At 63.9% G+C, this 16,892-nt stretch carries 18 protein-coding genes and 1 riboswitch; of the genes, 14 read left to right on the forward strand and 4 right to left on the reverse strand.

The features are described from left to right. Nucleotides 1-286: 286 nt before the first annotated feature. The 6 genes from PBN85_RS18175 to PBN85_RS18200 all read left to right on the forward strand — a co-directional run bounded on the left by PBN85_RS18175 (nt 287) and on the right by PBN85_RS18200 (nt 4,911). Nucleotides 287-469: a CsbD family protein gene (locus tag PBN85_RS18175; RefSeq protein ID WP_271300968.1), complete on the forward strand. Its 183-nt coding sequence runs from the start codon at nt 287-289 to the stop codon at nt 467-469. Between the two features lie 187 nt (nt 470-656). Then, complete coding sequence (locus tag PBN85_RS18180; protein ID WP_271300969.1) at nt 657-1,697, forward strand: cation diffusion facilitator family transporter; 1,041 nt, start codon at nt 657-659, stop codon at nt 1,695-1,697. After that, on the forward strand, nt 1,697-2,539 hold the full coding sequence (locus PBN85_RS18185) for an undecaprenyl-diphosphate phosphatase (RefSeq protein ID WP_037533442.1): 843 nt from the start codon (nt 1,697-1,699) through the stop codon (nt 2,537-2,539). Before PBN85_RS18180 ends, PBN85_RS18185 begins: the two co-directional genes overlap by 1 nt. Then, entirely contained in the window at nt 2,540-3,703 is a 1,164-nt protein-coding gene (locus PBN85_RS18190) for an endonuclease/exonuclease/phosphatase family protein (RefSeq protein WP_271300970.1), read from the forward strand. It abuts the gene before it with no gap. A gap of 304 nt (nt 3,704-4,007) precedes the next feature. Next, a complete protein-coding gene (locus PBN85_RS18195; RefSeq protein ID WP_037533439.1) occupies nt 4,008-4,313 on the forward strand; it encodes a hypothetical protein in 306 nt (101 codons plus the stop codon). Between the two features lie 124 nt (nt 4,314-4,437). Continuing rightward, a complete protein-coding gene (locus tag PBN85_RS18200) occupies nt 4,438-4,911 on the forward strand; it encodes a GAF domain-containing protein (protein WP_152542188.1) in 474 nt (157 codons plus the stop codon). A 195-nt stretch (nt 4,912-5,106) separates the two neighbouring features. Here the strand turns inward: PBN85_RS18200 and PBN85_RS18205 are convergent, their stop codons facing one another. Then, nucleotides 5,107-5,541, reverse strand: a complete 435-nt coding sequence (locus PBN85_RS18205; protein WP_271300971.1) for a pyridoxamine 5'-phosphate oxidase family protein — start codon at nt 5,539-5,541, stop codon at nt 5,107-5,109. Between the two features lie 62 nt (nt 5,542-5,603). Here PBN85_RS18205 and PBN85_RS18210 point away from each other — a divergent pair, with 62 nt between their 5' ends. Next, nucleotides 5,604-5,852: a hypothetical protein gene (locus tag PBN85_RS18210; protein WP_152542187.1), complete on the forward strand. Its 249-nt coding sequence runs from the start codon at nt 5,604-5,606 to the stop codon at nt 5,850-5,852. Nucleotides 5,853-5,932: 80 nt separating this feature from the next. Further along, on the forward strand, nt 5,933-6,391 hold the full coding sequence (locus tag PBN85_RS18215) for a MucR family transcriptional regulator (protein ID WP_037533429.1): 459 nt from the start codon (nt 5,933-5,935) through the stop codon (nt 6,389-6,391). Between the two features lie 117 nt (nt 6,392-6,508). Here PBN85_RS18215 and PBN85_RS18220 read toward each other — a convergent pair whose 3' ends face one another. Further along, the gene (locus tag PBN85_RS18220) at nt 6,509-7,192 is read right to left on the reverse strand and encodes a recombinase family protein (RefSeq protein ID WP_200870380.1); all 684 of its coding nucleotides are present in this window, start codon (nt 7,190-7,192) and stop codon (nt 6,509-6,511) included. A 343-nt stretch (nt 7,193-7,535) separates the two neighbouring features. Here PBN85_RS18220 and PBN85_RS18225 point away from each other — a divergent pair, with 343 nt between their 5' ends. Further along, entirely contained in the window at nt 7,536-7,784 is a 249-nt protein-coding gene (locus PBN85_RS18225) for an AbrB/MazE/SpoVT family DNA-binding domain-containing protein (RefSeq protein WP_271300972.1), read from the forward strand. Further along, a complete protein-coding gene (locus PBN85_RS18230) occupies nt 7,784-8,128 on the forward strand; it encodes a PIN domain-containing protein (protein WP_271301086.1) in 345 nt (114 codons plus the stop codon). Before PBN85_RS18225 ends, PBN85_RS18230 begins: the two co-directional genes overlap by 1 nt. 210 nt (nt 8,129-8,338) lie before the next feature. On the opposite strand, the gene PBN85_RS18235 is transcribed toward PBN85_RS18230, so the two are convergent. Together PBN85_RS18235 and PBN85_RS18240 are read right to left on the reverse strand one after the other, a co-directional pair. After that, the gene (locus PBN85_RS18235) at nt 8,339-8,788 is read right to left on the reverse strand and encodes a hypothetical protein (RefSeq protein WP_271300973.1); all 450 of its coding nucleotides are present in this window, start codon (nt 8,786-8,788) and stop codon (nt 8,339-8,341) included. A gap of 190 nt (nt 8,789-8,978) precedes the next feature. Continuing rightward, nucleotides 8,979-9,653 carry a TetR/AcrR family transcriptional regulator gene (locus PBN85_RS18240; protein ID WP_037533424.1) on the reverse strand — a complete coding sequence of 225 codons (675 nt, stop codon included), beginning with the start codon at nt 9,651-9,653 and terminating at the stop codon, nt 8,979-8,981. Nucleotides 9,654-9,739: 86 nt separating this feature from the next. Here PBN85_RS18240 and PBN85_RS18245 point away from each other — a divergent pair, with 86 nt between their 5' ends. The 4 genes from PBN85_RS18245 (at nt 9,740) to cobN (ending at nt 16,892) form a co-directional block, all read left to right on the forward strand. Continuing rightward, on the forward strand, nt 9,740-10,675 hold the full coding sequence (locus PBN85_RS18245) for an aromatic alcohol reductase (RefSeq protein WP_271301087.1): 936 nt from the start codon (nt 9,740-9,742) through the stop codon (nt 10,673-10,675). A 22-nt stretch (nt 10,676-10,697) separates the two neighbouring features. Next, the gene (locus tag PBN85_RS18250) at nt 10,698-11,849 is read left to right on the forward strand and encodes an epoxide hydrolase family protein (RefSeq protein ID WP_037533421.1); all 1,152 of its coding nucleotides are present in this window, start codon (nt 10,698-10,700) and stop codon (nt 11,847-11,849) included. A 334-nt stretch (nt 11,850-12,183) separates the two neighbouring features. Further along, nucleotides 12,184-12,417: riboswitch (cobalamin riboswitch) on the forward strand. Between the two features lie 170 nt (nt 12,418-12,587). Further along, entirely contained in the window at nt 12,588-13,625 is a 1,038-nt protein-coding gene (gene cobW / locus PBN85_RS18255) for a cobalamin biosynthesis protein CobW (protein WP_271300974.1), read from the forward strand. A gap of 6 nt (nt 13,626-13,631) precedes the next feature. Then, entirely contained in the window at nt 13,632-16,892 is a 3,261-nt protein-coding gene (cobN, locus tag PBN85_RS18260; protein ID WP_271300975.1) for a cobaltochelatase subunit CobN, read from the forward strand.

Here is a 16,892-nt window from a genome sequence, read left to right on the forward strand (position 1 = left end):
CGCGACCGTCAGGCCTATCATGACTAGGGTACGGAGCACTTTAGTCTGTCTCGGCGTCCCTCGCGGCTCAGGCTGCTGTGACGCTCGCGGAAGGAGTTCCGCACACGGCGATTGACGTCCGCACACAAAGTTTCGAACAAGTACCGCGGCTACATTACACGAACCTTACTGTTCCCTCCAAAATACGCATGTCAGCAACATTCTTTTTTGCATGGAACTGCAATCTGATTGCCCCGTTTATTTTTCTGTTCGACAGCTTTTTAGACGCAAAAAATGGAGAAAGATCATGGGCGAATTTACTGACAAGCTGGACGCGGGAGGCAACAAGATCGCAGGCAAGGCTAAAGAGCTTTACGGCGATGCCACCGATAACGAGCAGCTGGAAGCCGAGGGCAAGGCACAGCAGCTCAAGGGCACCGGCCAGGATGTGAAGGGCAGCGTCAAGGACACCCTTGGCGACAAGATCTAACTGATTGAATCTTCGAGGCAGGGCTGTCCCGCGCCAGCGGGGCAGCCCTTCTTCTTATTCTCGTCTGACGCTTCATACGAATGGGCGCCGCACAGAGCCGTCTTCCGCTGCCAACACAGTTGCAGGGAATCCGAAGAAATATGTCAAAGTTGTTGGCTAACCGCACCTCTGGGACGATAGGGTCGGTATGTCCGCTCACGCCTCCAGGCACACGCTCTTTGCCGCTCTAGCCGCCAACGCCGGGATCGCCATCGCCAAGTTCTGCGGGGCTGCCTACACCGGCTCGTCCGCGATGGCTTCGGAGGGCATTCATAGCCTCGTGGACACGGGCAATCAGGTCTTGCTGCTCTTCGGTATGAAGGACGCGAGCCGACCCGCCGACGCATCTCACCCGTTCGGCTATGGTCTCCGCCTGTACTTCTGGGGTTTCGTTGTTGCGATGGCGGTCTTTGCCTTGGGGGCGGGTGTCGCGATCTACGAGGGCGCCGAGAAGGTCGCCCACCCCGAGCCCATCGAAAGCGCATGGGTCAACGTCGTCATCCTCTTAATAGCCATCCTGCTGGAAGGCTCCTCCTTGGCAGTGGCCTTACGCCAGGTGCGCAGTGAGGCGAAGCGCCGCGCTCTTGGTATGATGGAGACGATCCGTCAGCATCGTGATCCTACGGTCTTCGCTGTGGTCTACGAGGAAACAGCTGCCCTCGCCGGCCTGTTTGCCGCCCTGATTGGTATTGGCCTCGCGGTGCTGCTCGACATGCCGGCGCTCGATGGCTGGACCTCGATTGCAATCGGCGTAATCCTGGCCTTCACGGCCCTGAGCCTCGCTCGGCGCTGCTATGTGCTCATGACTGGGCAGGCCGCCGATCCGGCCATTGAGGATCGGCTGCGCGAGATCCTCGGGCGCGTAAGGCCGATCGAGCAGGTCAACGAGGTGCGGACCATGCACTTTGGTCCGTCGGAGGTGCTGGTACTCGTCTCGGCCGACTTTGTAGACGATACGCTGGCTGGCACCGTTGAACGCATAGTATCGGATGTTGAAGATGGCATCCGCGAGGAATTCCCGGAAGTGCGCCGCGTATACATCGAGGCGCAGTCCACCCATCGTCACCGCGAAGCGCTTGAGGACATAGGCGAGGAGCCGGACGCACTTGAACGCGACGATTACGCAGAAGATTTCGAGGATACTGACCATACCTCGCGGCCAATTACGCAGAGCACTAGGATCAATTAATGGATGCCACTTGGCTGACGTGGATTGAAGCGGCCTTCCTTGGGTTGCTTCAGGGTCTCACGGAGTTTCTTCCTGTCTCATCGAGCGCCCACCTACGGATCGCAGGTGCCCTTTTGCCATCGGGGGTCGATCCAGGCGCTGCTTTCACCGCCGTGACGCAGATCGGCACGGAGGCAGCCGTTCTGATCTACTTCCGCGCCGACATCTGGCGTATCGCTACGGCATGGCTGGGATCTCTGATCCGCCGCCCCGCCGCCCTATCGCCAGATGCACGCATGGGCTGGCTTGTCATTCTAGGCACGTTGCCTATCGCGGTCCTGGGCTTGTCATTCAAGCACGCGATCGAGGGCAGTCTGCGGGATCTGCATCTCACCGCAACGATGCTGATCGTTTTCGGCTTGCTTTTGGGCTTGGCGGACCGTCTCGGCACGAAGCGACTGACGCTTGAGCAGCTCAGCTGGCGTAACGGCCTGATCCTCGGCTTTGCACAGGCTATGGCGCTTGTGCCTGGCGTATCAAGGTCGGGTGGTACGATCAGTGCGGGCCTTATGCTCGGCTTCACCCGCGAGGCAGCGGCGCGATATTCGTTCCTGCTTGCGATCCCGGCGGTGCTGGCATCGGGTGTTTTCGAGCTTGCGGATAGCTGGGGTCAGTTCGGTGCATTCGGGCCAGGGCCAACTCTGCTTGCGACGGTGATCGCCTTTGTCTCGGGCTATGGCGTGATCGTCGCCTTCCTGCGCATCATCGCAACGCGAAGCTACATGCCGTTTGTCGTTTACCGCCTCGTTGCAGGCCTCGCGGTCTTCGCTCTGCTCGCCATGAATGTCATTCCGGCAAGGTAAATGAAGAGGCCGTCGATATCCCCGCTCACCGCGAAGCTTACTCCCTCCGCCACGAGACGAGCCACGGCGCAGCACATTGCCTGCGCGCTTCTGCTGCTGGTGACCGGATGCACCAAGCTGCCAGCGGCAAAGCTCGCTTCTGGTGCCGCCCCGATCCCGGCAGAGTCGAACGTCGTGCACTCCGCCGACGGCGCCGAGGCGAGCACCACTCTGGAGGTTCTCACCTTCAATATCGAAGGATTGGGGTGGCCTGCTCGTCGCGGGCGAGCTTCTTCGCTGAAGCAGATCGGCGCCACCCTTGCTGACCTGAATGCCCGCGGGAAAGCCCCGGACGTCATCCTCGTGCAGGAAATGTTCAGCGCGGCCGCGGTCAAAGCTATGACGCAGGCTGGTTACCCGTACCGAGCTTGGGGTCCGACACGGACACGGCGGAGCCGCCTGACTGCGACAGATCGGATGCGTGGTCCAAAGCTTTGGAGGAAAGGTGAGACTGGCTTCCATCTTGTTGGATCGGGTCTGGCTGTGCTCAGCCGCTATCCGATCATAGCCAGCGAGTCAGAACCGTTCGGCAAGAACCGATGTGCCGGTTTCGATTGCCTCAGCAATAAGGGCATTCAGCATGTGCGGATTGCCGTACCGGGCGTTTCTCAACCGATCGATATCTTTAACACACATCTAAATTCTCAAAAGGCTTCAAGGGTGCCGCCCGAGAGGCATGGTGCGGCACATGCGCTTCAGGTGAACGAGTTGGCGCGCTTCGTTGCCGCAAAATCGGCGCCTAGGGCGCCCGGGATCTTTGGCGGAGATTTCAACATGCGCGGCGCTTCGGATCGACTGGCCCACTTCGAAGCGAGCCTCAGCGGGTTCACGATGGTGCACCGTTACTGCGCCGCGCCAAATGCCGCCTGTGAGGTTGCGGCCTCTTGGGACGGCGACGAACCCTGGTTGGACACAGAGGATCTGCAGCTCTTCAGCAGCGGTGCTGCCGTTACCGTGCGACCTACCAAGGTCGAGGCCATGTTCGACGCGCCGGCATCGGGTGATCGCCTGTCTGACCACGACGGATTGAAGGTGGCCTATCGGCTTGCCTGGCAATCGACGCGGGGAACGGTCGAGAGTAATAAGATAGTGGAGTCATGTGCCTTGCATCTACAACGATGGTAGCAATAGACGAGGCTTGCGATTCAAGGACGTGTTGCCCTAGTAAAGAGCGACTGGGAGTTCGGCATTTAAATGCGGATAGCTCGATCGTTGAATGCTTATTATCCATAACAGAGCGGTGGACGCCGCAGCGAGAGATCCCGAGCTTCGATTGAAGCGGTAGAAGCCCCGCAGTCCCAATCAAGCGACGGCGCTTCCCCGTTGACACCTCATTGCAGGTCATTGGCCGCTTTTACACCCACATCGGTGCTGTAACCGCTCATAAAGGCGAACCCCCGAGGCACAAGTTGCTTGGAGAAACAGCCTCATGCCCTTCAATTCGCGCAAGTCCGATCGTCACGTCATTGCGGCCGACATCCGGGTCACCGACGAACGAGGCAATCGGACGGACCTCGTTGCCGTCGATATGTCTCGCACCGGGCTAGGAACCGATGGCTTGATCCAGCTGAAAGCGGGTCAATCCGTTACAATCGAGTTGCCGGATGGGACCGTCAAGCATGGTAGTACTGTATGGAGAGAGGATTTTTCAGGAGGGCTGCTGTTCGATCAAGAGATGACTGAACAGGAACTACACCGTACGATGCGCTCGCTCGCGTCCAGGCAGCAGTTCTGATCCGTAGCAGAACCTAGCGGGCATAACTCGTTGCCTCCTGTCAAACTTTGTACGGTTCGTACTTAACCTGCATCAACGGCTAGAAATAGGCAGACGCTTACTATGTACGTCTGAGGGTGATGACATGAGCGATCGCGAATTAGCCTGGAAACGTGAGGCAGCCGTGCTGCAAAGCGGACTCCTTAGCGTTGGTCACGGCTCTGAAATTGCGAGCATAGTCAGCTTTGTTGCGGCTAGGTACGAAGCGCCCATTGCAGCTCTATCCATCCTATTCGGTGGAAAGCAGATCGTCTTTTCGGCCGTTGGCATAGATGTGAAGGAAACGCGCAGGGACGATTCGTTTTGCAACATAGCCATACAAGACCCGGCGCGAGCAACCGTGGCTCTGAACGCCTTGGCAGACGATCGCTTTAACAACCTCGCACCAGTCCAAGGCGACCCATTTATTCGCTTCTATGCTGGTGCGCCGATTATTGATCACAGAGGAAATGCCTTAGGCGCATTGTGTATCGCTGATATCAAGGCACGCGATAATTTCGATCCTGCCGACTTGATCGAACGCGGCCGCGAAATCGCTAACCTGATTAGAGAATGGTGACAGTAAAATGCCGTGTCGGGCGACTAAACAAGACGGTGCAGCGCGAGTGAACGGGATCTGTCGTAGACGTGCATTCCTAAAACCTTTGATTGGCGTCTACTGCCTCAAGAGGCGGGACATACAAGACGCTCTAAGTCCAAGACTTCTGCGGCAATGCCGCGGAAGTCCTGTATCATACCTCTGGCGGCTGCACGCTTAGATAGAAATTTCGCCTTCGTCGCCGCCATCCCAGTAGCGGATTGTCGTAGCATCGATACGAATCATCACAACACCGGGGGTGTCAATGCCTTCGGGAAAGTAGCGATCAAGATCCTTCGTCCAGTGATCGGCAAACGCGGCCTTGTCCTCAATCAGCGCCGCAACGCCTTCAACGGTGACAAACAACGGAGGACCACCGAGCATTCCAGCGGCACCGGTATAGCTGAGAGTGACGTGCGGGTCGGCGCGCAGATCTGCGATCTTGCGCGAGTTTTGATAGGCAAAGAAGTAGCTGTCGCCTTCGTATTCAACATCACCATTGTTGCTCATCGGACGCGCCGTCATCGTGCCATCTGACGAGCGAGTGGCCATCATCGTGTAATCCAACTTGGCCATTTTTTTTGATAGATCGTGTAAGCTAAGCTTCGACATCACGTTGCTCCTTTCGCGCGGGTGCGAGTATCCCGAATGCTCGTAACGAATGTAATGACGGGTTGATCGCACAAGCCCATGTCGAACGGCTCAGATCCTGTTATGATGCCCCGATGCTAAAAACTCGATCGAAACGGCTTGCGGCCAACAGCGCAACCGCGGTGCAGAGCCTTGCCGAGATTGAAGAGGCAATCGCCACGCTCGGCAATGAAGACCTGCTCGACCTTGCGGACATCTTTCGCGAAAAACCCACCACATCGCTCGCAAGGCTGGCTGCAGCCGAGATGACCAGACGGGGTATCAGCCTTTAATTTCTCCTGACCCGAGCGCTATTAAGGCGAGTATCCACACAAAGGCTCCTGACGCGGGAGTCCGAGAAGAGTGAGTGAGAATGTCCCAGTCTGCTAATGCCGTTGAGCTTGCCACGGAACTCACCATTGCCTGGCTGCGCAACTCCAATACCCGCACCTCAGCAGATGACGTTCCGGCCTTCCTGCAGTCGATGCACGCTGCCCTCGCCAAGCTTGAGACGCCGGCGGTTGAAGAGGAAGCCGGCTCTACGGATTTCACGCCGGCCGTTTCGGTGCGTAAATCACTCGCTTCGCGGGACCACATCATCTCGCTGATCGACGGCAAGCCTTATCGGACGCTGCGCCGCCACCTCAACTCCAACGGCTTAACGCCCGACGAGTACCGCCAGCGCTATGGCCTCAAGCCCGACTATCCGATGGTTGCGCCCTCCTATAGCGAGAACCGCAGTGCCATGGCCAAGACGATCGGACTTGGTCGCAAGAGCAAGCAGGCAGCCCCTGCCTCTAACGCCGCTGAAGAAGGCGAAGCGGAAGTATGATGGCGTAAGGGCAGACACAAAGCGTCTGCCCATCTAGGTAAGTGAGATCAAACTCCTGACTAATGCCCAAGTTGTCTTTGTCCTCCTTGCGTATGGCGCCTTGGGCGAGTTGGTGCCTTACGGCTCCTCGTCGGCCGCCGTCTCGCTGATCAATCGCGTCGCAGCTTTCGCTCGGTGCAAAGCGGTAACCCGTTTCACCTGAGCGATGCTGCATCCGGCTAGCTCGGCTGTTCGCGCGATGCTCATGCCGGCATCGCGCAGGCTGATGATACGCCGGTGATGGGCAAGGTCGGGCTTGCGGCCGGTATAGCGCCCTGCCCGCTTTGCGATTTCGATACCTTCGCGCTGCCGCTCGCGCCTGGCCTCGTAATCATCCCGCGCGGTCTGCAGTGCGACACGCAACAGCATGTCCTGCACCGCCTCGAGCACGATCCTCGCAACTCCGGCACTGTCGGCGACGAGATCGGATAGGTCGACGATGCCGGGCACGGCAAGTCGCGCCCCCTTCCCCCGGATCGTTGCCACCAGCAGCTCTGCCTCGGGCAACGGCAATCGGCTGATCCGGTCGATCTTCTCCGCTATGACGACTTCGCCTGGCTGCAGGTCTTCAACCATGCGCAGCAGCTCGGGCCGATCCGACCGGGCACCCGATGCCTTCTCCCGGTAGACCGCCGCGACATAGAAGCCTGCCGCCCTAGCGCCGGCAACGATCGACTCCTGCCGCGCGAGATCCTGCTCGTCGGTGCTCACCCGTAGATACACCCGCGCCGCCTGAATGATCGTGTTCGGCTGTCCCAGCATCGTTCCTCGGCTCGTATCGGTATACCTCAGTTCGCCATTGTCATCACTGGTGGCCGCTATGACGCCCAGGCGAAGCTATGTGACTAGGCTTATCAAGCCGATGCCAGATAGCCTTGTATAGGCCTGTTCAGGCGAAATACGTTAAGCCTCCCTCTTCCCGGCCGCGGCCGTTGGCGCAATGTTTCATCATCCGGTACACCTCTTGTGTCAGTACAGCTAGCATGTCGCTATGCGCTGACATCTTTTCCGAAGGGCGTGGATCGATGGCCTTGCAGACGATAGATAGCAGCGTAGCCAGTAACCGACGTATGGTACTGCCAGCATCTGTGCGAAAGGCCATGGGTTGCAGGGTGACCCCAAGATCATTCCGACCGTAGAAGATGATCAAGTTCGTCTGTCACCAATCAGACATGGCGTATCGCGCGCGCAGGCGTTGTACCGCGAACATGCCAAGCATGCCCGCACGACAGAGGACTTCCTTGAGGCGCGGAAGGCAGAAGCAGCAGCCGACCTCGACGAGGTGTCAGCTGACGCCAAGGCTCGAGACGCGTACTATCGGCTGTCCTCGACGCATCCGCTGTGCTGGCATTGATGCGTGAGGAAAGCGGTGCCGATAAGGTCACACCGCATATAGGTCGAGCAGCGATCTCAGCAGTCAACCTTCAGGATGTCGTCAAGGAGCTTCTGCTCAGCGGCCTTGATGAGGCAACTACGCGCGAATTCCTCGGTGAACTCCGACTGGACGTTCGTGCCCATGATGTCGAAGCAACCTATGCCGCTGCCGCGCTGCATGCCCAGACACGCCAATATGGCCGCGGGCTGGGCGATCGACCGTGTCTTGCGCTTGCCGTTCAGCTTGGCGTCTCCGCCCTTACGGCCGATCGGGAGTGGAAAAATGGGAAGATCAGGAATTTGAAGGTCGAGCACATCCGCTAGGTGCTCAGTCCCGGCATCTGGTGCATCGGATGGACGATGAACGGTTTGACCCTGACGTCCAGATCTTGGCCATGTATTCCTAGGGTGTGAGGCCGCTGAGGGTCTCGAGCACGGCGTTACTGGTCTGTTGGGAGCCAATACGTCTTCAGCGAATGTGTTCTTGCGCACACATAGGTCGTATTGCGCTGCTTGCGCAGCAGGCAAGCCAAACTACCCAAAATTGAAGTAGCCTGCCAGCTTTGTTCGGGGCGATATTATCAATATCGCTTCGCCGTCTTTCAGTATCTTGTAGAAGGCGCCAGGGCGCTTCAGCGTTCCTGGCAAGTCTCCTAACGGACTCGCGCCATTCTTACATCCGCCGAAGGCCGCTTCATAAGGGGCTCTGCTGCCGGCGGCCGGGAGGGGCGTCGTCATCCAGCCGTCTGGCGGCATCAGATCGGTACCGGACGTTGTCCTCTTAACTCTGACCAGGCGAACAGTCGACGCACTGGAAAGCTGGACAACCAAGGCATCACAGCTCTCCCGCAGTCCAAAGCCGCCACCCGCAAAAAGCGTGCGCTCAATTTCCATTCCGGCAGGAATCTGGTCGCGCGGCCATGTTGGCCCGGTACAACCGGTCATCACCAAACCGGCCAACAAGATTACGCTCTGGGTCTTCATGGTGCCCTACCACGTGTGTTTCAAACGCGGGCAGGAATACGCTCGTCACGTGCAGATTTCGTGTGTTTCATGCGCGCTTATCGAGCGTTCCTCCATGTCCGCGCAAGGCGGCGCGGCAAGCCCCGCCCTGCCCGATGACCCGGCAGCCGTCTTACAAGGATGGTGAATAAGGAACGACAAATGGGGCGACCTAAGCCGCGTCGGCTGGATCCAAACATCCCGCGCGCGTGAGCAGATCGATCGCATCGTCGATACGACGTGCGGCGGTCGCATTGAGCTGCGCGCGATCGTCGCCGATCAGCGCGCGCATCTGGTGGGGGACGAACACCATGTCGATGAACCGGCCCGCGACATCCGATGCTTGCGCGATCCGGTCGGGCGCGGCGTCGGCGCCGGCAATCGCCTGGGCGACGCAGGTGACGCCGCCATTGCGGCCGATCCGGTCCACCAGCCGGGCGAGATCGGGCATCCGGTGGGCGGTGGTGACAACGACACGCATCAGCGCGACCGCCTCGGGCGTCAACGTATGCTCCAGCAGGCTATGTCCCACCGCGCGCAGCCGGTCTTGGACGCACAGATGCCACGGCACCACGCCTGACGGCACCAGCGTGTGATCCACCATTCGCCGCACCACGGCCGTGAACAGCTCCTCCTTATTGGCATAACGGGCGTAGAGACTCGCCTTCCCCGCGCCCGCCTGCGTCACGACTTGATCGCAGCTCGTCGCGTCATATCCGATCCGCAGGAACAGGTCCGTGGCGGCGTCAAGAATCCGGCGATCGACGTCGCCGGCCTGGTCGGCGGACGGTCGACCGCCGCGTCGCCGTTTGGCTAAATCGGGCTTTGGGTCGGTAAGCGTTTGCATCACGCAACCATATAAGCCATGCGCCGGTTGAATGAAACTGAACGGTATAGTTCAGTTTATTGGCAAGGGGTTTGGCGATGGCGGGGATGACGCTCGAGGACGTGAACGGTCACGATGACGGCGGGGTCGCGCCACGGACGATCGCGCTTGCCGGTGCGACCGGCGATCTCGGTGGGCGCGTGCTATCTGCCCTGATACGGCGTGGCGTGGACGTGCGGGCCCTGGTCCGCAGCGGAACGCCGGCCGCGGCGCAGGATGCCGTACGTGGGCGGGGCGGAACGCCGGTCCCTGTCGATTTTGCCGATCAGGCTGCGCTCTCGGATGCGCTGGCGGGGGCGGAATGCGTCGTCTCGGTCCTGAACGGGCTGGAGCCGGTCATTCTCGGTCTTCAGGGCCGTCTTCTCGACGCGGCGGTTGCGGCGGGTGTACCGCGCTTCATCCCGTCCGACTTCTCGCTCGATTTCACGAAGACCCGCCCCGGCGACAATCGCAACATGGACCTGCGACGCCGCTTCATGGCGCGTGTCGATGCAGCGCCGATCCGCGCGACCTCGATCCTCAACGGCGCCTTCGCCGACCTGCTGACCGGTGAGGCGCCGATCGTGCTGCCGCGTTTCGCCCGCATCCTGTACTGGGGCGACGCGGACCAGCCGCTCGACTTCACGACAAAAGACGATGTCGCTGATTATACCGCCGACGTGGCGCTCGATGCCGATGCGCCCCGCCTCCTGCGGATCGCCGGCGACGTCGTGTCTCCGCGCGACCTCGCGATCCTGATGACGCGTCTCGAGGGCCGAAGGTGGAAGCCGTTCCGTGCAGGTGGGCTCGGGCGTCTCTCGATGCTGATCCGCATCGCGCGCACGCTGTCGCCGACCAGCGATGCGCCGTTCCCGGCCTGGCAAGGCATGCAATATGTTCGCGACATGTCGAGCGGCCGCGGCAAGCTCTCGCCGCTCGACAAGGATCGCTACGGCAAGACCGACTGGACGCGCGTCGAAGCCGTCCTCGCCCCAACACGCTGATCGCCCCTTCCGGAGTCCTATCATGAGCGATGCCGTCCAGCCGTTTCCCATCCACATCCGCCAAGCCGACCTCGACGATCTGGCCGATCGTCTCGCCCGCACCCGCTGGCCCGATGCCGGCACAGTGCAGGACGGGTCGCAGGGTCCGCAATCGGACCGCATCCGCGCGCTCGCCCAGCGATGGCAGGACGGTTACGACTGGCGTGCCACGGAGACGCTGCTCAACGGCTGGGGCAGCAGCCGCACGGTGATCGACGGGCTCGGCATCCACTTCCTCCATGTCCGCTCCCCCGAACCGGACGCGACACCGCTGCTCCTGACCCACGGCTGGCCGGGATCGGTGCTCGAATTTCGCGACGTGATCGGCCCGCTCAGCGACCCGCGCGCGCATGGCGCCGACGCGTCGGACGCCTTCCACCTCATTATCCCTGCGCTGCCCGGCTTCGGCTTTTCCGATAAACCGACCGAGCCGGGTTGGGGCGTCGGCCGCACCGCTTCGGCTTGGGGCGTGCTGATGCAGCGGCTCGGCTATGGTGATCGCTGGATGGCGCAAGGCGGAGACTGGGGTGCTGCAGTCACCACGGCGCTGGCGCATATGCGTATGCCGGGCCTCGCCGGTATCCACCTCAACATGGTGATGGCCCAGCCGACACACGAGGAACGGGCGAATGCGACGCCGGCCGAGCAGCGGATGCTGGACGATGCGGCGCGCTACGACCGCGACTATTCGGGGTACATGAAGCTGCAGTGCACACGGCCGCAGTCGCTTGCCTTCGCGCTCGCCGACTCGCCGATCGGACTGGCGAGCTGGATCTACGCGCTGTTCCAGGACGTATCCGACAGCGATGGGCAGCCCGAACGGGTCATTCCGCTCGACCATCTGATTGACGACATCATGCTGTATTGGCTGCCGAACGCGGGGCCAAGTTCGGTTCGCTTCTATTGGGAAGCCGCGCAGGAGATGGCGAAAGGGATGCCGGGCGCGCCCGTGCCGCTGCCGGCCGGGGTCAGCATGTTCCCCGGTGAGCAGGTGCGGCTGTCCCGCCGTTGGACCGAGGCGCGCTTTGCCGATCTTCGCTATTTCGGAGAGGCCGCGAGCGGTGGGCATTTTGCGGCGATGGAGAACGCCGAAACGTTCGTGGAGCACGTCCGCGCGACGTTCCGAGCCATATAGCACCCGACGGGTTGGAAGCCGTTTGACAGTGTGCGGCCGCCAGGACCCAGAACCAGACGTTGAGGGTGCCTTCGTGCCCACCCGAGTTCGGACGTTCGTCCAGCGGACAGCGGCATGATGTACCCCGAGCCAGCGCCGTGCTGCTGCGATATGACGTAATGCCGTCCTCTGGACGATCAGGACGAATGCCAGCGTCGCTCCGAGCACCGGAATGCCAACGATACGCGCTGCGATCGCGTCGACCAGCCCGGCCTGGAAGCAAGGTCGCGGCATAAGCGAATTGGCAAGGGGCGCGATCGAGGGTATCATGTCCGTCGAGGGCCATCGAAAGAGGGTCCTCGTTGATCGCGCCGGTGCCCCGCGAGGGGTTTAAATGGGAATGCGGTGCGGAGGTGATCCTCCCAATCCGCGGCTGTCCCTGCAACTGTAAGCGGTGAGCGAAAGCGTCATGCTCCCCATGCGGGGGGCGGCCACTGGACGCGTTGGTCCTTCTGACCGGCGATCTGGGAAGGCGATGCCGGAGCTACGACCCGCGAGCCAGGAGACCTGCCGGCGATAAGGTCGCTCTTGCCTTGGCCCAGGGGATGGTCGCGGCACGGTTCTCCGTCTGAGCGACGAATCTGTGCGGCCGGGGCCGCATCGGTGCGTGGCTGGGCGGCTTCACGGCGCTCGTCCGTCGTCGCGCGCCGTCCGCAATCGGCCCCGCCCGTTCGTTGCTGTCGCGCCGCGGGGAAGAGCATGTCCGATCTGTCCAAGGTTCCCGTCACCATCGTCACCGGCTTTCTCGGAGCCGGCAAGACGACCCTCATCAGCCATCTGATCCGTCACGCGGGGGGGCGTCGTCTCGCCGTGGTGGTCAACGAATTCGGCGTGCTGGGTGTCGACGGCGACATCCTGAAGGGCTGCGCGATCCCGGACTGTCCGGCCGAGAACATCGTCGAGCTGGCCAACGGCTGCATATGCTGCACCGTCGCGGACGACTTCATTCCGACCGTCGAGACGCTCCTTGCGATGGAGCCGCGGCCCGATCACATCCTGATCGAAACGTCCGGACTTGCCCTGCCCAAGCCGCTGCTCAAGGCGTTCGACTGGCCGGCGATCCGGTCCCGCATCACGGTCGACGGGGTGATCACGCTGGCGGACGCGGAGGCGGTCGCGGCCGGACGGTTCGCGCCGGATCTCGCCGCAGTCGACGCGCAGCGGGCAGCCGATCCGAGCATCGATCACGAGACGCCGCTGTCCGAGGTGTTCGAGGATCAGCTCGCCTGCGCCGACCTGGTGCTGCTCACCAAATGCGACCTCGCCGGCCCATCCGGCGTCGCCGCGGCGCGTGCGATCATCGCCGCCGAGACCCCGCGCCCGCTGCCGATCGTGGAACTCGTGGACGGCATCGTCGCCCCCCACGTCGTGCTCGGGCTCGGCGCGGCCGCGGAGGACGACCTCGCCGCCCGCCCCTCGCATCATGACGGCGAGGACGAGCATGAGCACGACGACTTCGATAGCTTGGTCCTTGCATGGGGCGAGATCGCCGACGCGCACGACCTCGCGGGTCGGATCGAGGCGCTTGCCGCCGGTGGCGACGTGCTGCGCGTGAAGGGCTATGCCGCGGTCGCGGGCAAGCCGATGCGGCTGCTCGTGCAGGCGGTGGGAGCGCGGGTGCGCGTTCAATACGACCGGCCGTGGCGCGGGGACGAGGCGCGCGCGACGCAGCTCGTGGTGATCGCCGAACGCGACCGGCTCGATCCGTCGACGATCAGGGCGGCGCTGGCGGCCTGATCCGCCATGCACGTCGTCTTCCGCGAAACGCACGGGCTCGAAGAGGGCGCGGCACCGCGCGATCTGGGGCAGGACGCCGCGGATCTCGTCGTGCTGTCCTTCTCCGACAGCGACCTCGGCGCCTTCGCCGCGGGGTGGCGCGCGGGCGGCGTCGACATGCCGAGCCTGCGGCTCGCCAATCTTGCCGAGCTGGCCCACCCGCTCTCGGTCGACACGTACGTCGAGCGGACGCTGGGTGCGGCAAGGGGCATATTGATCCGGTTGATCGGCGGCATCGCCTATTGGCCCTATGGCGTCCAGCAGGTCGAGGCGCTCGCCCGCCGGCGGCGGATCGCCCTGGCGATCGTTCCCGCCGACGGCCGCGAGGATCCGCGCCTCGACGCGGCGTCGACGCTGCCCGCATCCACGCTGCGCCGCCTCGCCGAGCTCTGTGACGTCGGCGGTGCATCCGCGGCGCGCGCGGCCATCGCGCAGCTCGCCCTCGCCGCGGGGCTTTACGTGACACCCGGCCCGACGGCGCGCGCCATCGCCCCGGTCGGCGGCTGGCAGCCCGCTGCCGGCGTGATCTGCCCGGCCGCCTTTGCCCTGGCGTCGATCCGGCCGCGGATCGTTCTGGTCTTCTACCGTTCCTATGTGATGGCCGCCGACCTCGATCCGGTCGCGGCGCTGCACATGGCGTTCGAGAGGCGCGGCTACGACGTCATCGCGCTGTTCGCGCCCTCGCTCAAGGAGCCGTCGGCCGCCGGCTGGATGACCCGCTGGCTTTCCGCGCTCGCCCCCGTTGCGATCGTCAACGCGACCGCGTTTTCGGCACGGAATGCCGACGGTGCGACCCCGCTCGACGTCGCGGGCGTTCCCGTGTTCCAGGTGGCGCTGGCGACGTCGGATCGCGCGGCATGGGCCGAGGCGGCGCGGGGCCTGTCCCCCGCCGACCTCGCGATGCACGTGGTGCTGCCCGAAGTGGACGGCCGCCTGTTCGCCGGCGTGGCGAGCTTCAAGGACGCCGGCGGGCGTGACCCCGACCTGCAGTTCGCGCGGCGCGAACATCGCGCCGACCCTGGCCGGATCGCGGGTATCGCAGACCGGGTTCACGGCTGGACCGCGTTGGCTGCGAAGCCCGTGGCGGAACGGCGGCTGGCAATCGTGCTGTCGACCTATCCCGGGAAGACCTACCAGATGGCGCACGCGGTGGGCCTCGACGCGATCGCCTCGGCCCGGGCGATGCTCGAAGATCTGGCGGTTGCGGGTTACGCGACCGGCCTCCCGGCTGCGACCGATCTCCCCGCCGCGCTGGCGCGGCGCACCGTCGCATGGCCGCTCTCCGACTATCATGCCGCGCTGGCGAGGCTTCCCGCCGCCCTGCGGGCCGAGGTCACGGCGGCATGGGGTGCGCCGGAGGACGATCCCGCCGTCGCGGACGGCGCCTTCCGCTTTGCCGCCGTCGTCGCCGGCGAGGCCATCGTGGCGCTCCAGCCGGAGCGGGGCGGCGTGGAAACGCGCTCGGACGAGTATCACGACCTGTCCCGCTGCCCACGTCATGGCTATGTCGCATTCTACCTCTGGCTGCGCGCGCGCGGCACCGACGCGCTGGTCCACGTCGGCGCGCACGGCACGCTCGAATGGCTCCCGGGCAAGGCGGTCGCGCTGTCCGACGCATGCTGGCCCGAGGCGCTCGCCGGCGCGATGCCGATCGTCTATCCCTTCATCGTCAACGATCCCGGCGAGGCTGCGCAGGCCAAGCGGCGGATCGGCGCAGTCGCGATCGGCCATGTCCCGCCGCCTCTCGTCGACGCGGGCAGTGGCATCGGGCTTGGCCGGCTTGAGGCGCTGCTCGACGAGTTCTCCAATGCCGCCGGTCTCGATCCGACGCGTCGCGACCGCCTGCAGCGCGACATCGGGGACGAGGCGGTCGCGCTCGGGCTCGGCGACGCACTCGCGCTCGATCGGGCGCAATCGAGCAAGGAGGAGATCGCGCGGATCGACGCCTTCGTCTGCGACGTCAAGGACAGCCGATATGGCGACGGCCTGCACGTCTTCGGCCGCGGCGAGCAGGGTCCGGCGGAGCGCGACGGCCTGCTCGCCGCGCTCGCCGGACGACGGGTCCCGCCCGGACCATCGGGCTCGCCATGGCGCGGGCGGAGCGACGTGCTGCCGACCGGGCGCAACCTCTACACGACCGATCCGCGCGCGGTGCCGTCCCGATCGGCGCACGCGCAGGGGGTGCGGCTCGCCGACGAGCTCGTTCGCCGCCACCTTCAGGATCATGGCGACTATCCGCGTGCGCTCGTCGTCGACCTCTGGGGCTCCGCGACGATGCGCACCGCCGGCGAGGAGTTCGCGATGGCGCTCCACCTCCTCGGGGCGGAGCCGGTCTGGGATCACGGGTCCGACCGCGTGACCGGAGTCGAGATCCTGCCGCTGATGCGGTTTGACCGGCCGCGGATCGATGTGACGCTGCGCGTGTCGGGGCTGTTCCGGGACGCCTTTCCGACGCTCTGCGCGATGTTTGGCCAGACGGTGCGAGCGCTGGCGGCGCGGGACGAGCCGGCGGACCGCAATCCCTTCGTCGCATCCCTGCCCGGCGCACGCGTCTACGGGCCGCGGGCCGGCGACTATGGCGTCGGGATCGGCGACGACGCCGAGGTCTACACGCCCCAATCCCGCCGGGCCGCAGGCGCCGCGTGGCTGGCGGCCTCCGCTCACGCGTTGGACGATGGCGACGGGCGTGCCGACCCGACGGGGATCGCAGCGCGCGTCGCGGCCGCCGACGCCTTCGTCCACGTCCAGGACCTGCCCGAGACCGACCTGCTGCTCGCTGCGGATTATGCCGCGCACGAGGCCGCCTTCGCCGCTGCGCAGGCGATCGCCGGCGGCACCGCCGCCCTGTATCATCTCGATGCGACCGACCCCGCGCGCCCGCGTGCCCGCCCGTTGGCCGAGGAGGTCGCGCGCGTCGTCCGCGCACGCGCCGCGCACCCCGGCTGGATCGACGGCATGATGCGCCATGGCTTTCGAGGCGCGGCGGAACTCGCGGCGACGCTCGACCATCTCGGCGCATTCGCGCACCTCGCAGGCGTCGTGACGCCCGAGGCCATCGACCTCTACCATGACGCGACGCTGGGCCGCGACGACGTCCGCGCCTTCATGGCCGCCGCCAACCCGTCTGCGCTGGCGGCGATGGAGGCGCGGTTCCGAGCGCTTCACGCGGCAGGGCTGTGGGCGACGCGCCGCAACTCGATCCTTGCTCAGCTGGGGGATCCGGCATGA

The sequence above is a fragment of the Sphingomonas sp. CV7422 genome, from assembly GCF_027945725.1.
GTDB classification, from domain to species: domain Bacteria; phylum Pseudomonadota; class Alphaproteobacteria; order Sphingomonadales; family Sphingomonadaceae; genus Sphingomonas; species Sphingomonas kyungheensis.

Bases quoted from the DNA above. Each gene is read 5' to 3' on its own strand.
- PBN85_RS18185 (WP_037533442.1), top strand. From the start codon at position 1,697: ATGGATGCCACTTGGCTGACGTGGATTGAAGCGGCCTTCCTTGGGTTG.
- PBN85_RS18200 (WP_152542188.1), top strand. From the start codon at position 4,438: ATGAGCGATCGCGAATTAGCCTGGAAACGTGAGGCAGCCGTGCTGCAA.
- PBN85_RS18205 (WP_271300971.1), bottom strand. From the start codon at position 5,541: ATGTCGAAGCTTAGCTTACACGATCTATCAAAAAAAATGGCCAAGTTG.
- PBN85_RS18235 (WP_271300973.1), bottom strand. From the start codon at position 8,788: ATGAAGACCCAGAGCGTAATCTTGTTGGCCGGTTTGGTGATGACCGGT.
- cobN (WP_271300975.1), top strand. From the start codon at position 13,632: ATGCACGTCGTCTTCCGCGAAACGCACGGGCTCGAAGAGGGCGCGGCA.
- PBN85_RS18245 (WP_271301087.1), top strand. From the start codon at position 9,740: ATGACGCTCGAGGACGTGAACGGTCACGATGACGGCGGGGTCGCGCCA.
- PBN85_RS18230 (WP_271301086.1), top strand. From the start codon at position 7,784: ATGCGTGAGGAAAGCGGTGCCGATAAGGTCACACCGCATATAGGTCGA.
- PBN85_RS18220 (WP_200870380.1), bottom strand. From the start codon at position 7,192: ATGCTGGGACAGCCGAACACGATCATTCAGGCGGCGCGGGTGTATCTA.
- PBN85_RS18190 (WP_271300970.1), top strand. From the start codon at position 2,540: ATGAAGAGGCCGTCGATATCCCCGCTCACCGCGAAGCTTACTCCCTCC.
- PBN85_RS18195 (WP_037533439.1), top strand. From the start codon at position 4,008: ATGCCCTTCAATTCGCGCAAGTCCGATCGTCACGTCATTGCGGCCGAC.
- PBN85_RS18175 (WP_271300968.1), top strand. From the start codon at position 287: ATGGGCGAATTTACTGACAAGCTGGACGCGGGAGGCAACAAGATCGCA.
- cobW (WP_271300974.1), top strand. From the start codon at position 12,588: ATGTCCGATCTGTCCAAGGTTCCCGTCACCATCGTCACCGGCTTTCTC.
- PBN85_RS18215 (WP_037533429.1), top strand. From the start codon at position 5,933: ATGTCCCAGTCTGCTAATGCCGTTGAGCTTGCCACGGAACTCACCATT.
- PBN85_RS18240 (WP_037533424.1), bottom strand. From the start codon at position 9,653: ATGCAAACGCTTACCGACCCAAAGCCCGATTTAGCCAAACGGCGACGC.
- PBN85_RS18180 (WP_271300969.1), top strand. From the start codon at position 657: ATGTCCGCTCACGCCTCCAGGCACACGCTCTTTGCCGCTCTAGCCGCC.
- PBN85_RS18250 (WP_037533421.1), top strand. From the start codon at position 10,698: ATGAGCGATGCCGTCCAGCCGTTTCCCATCCACATCCGCCAAGCCGAC.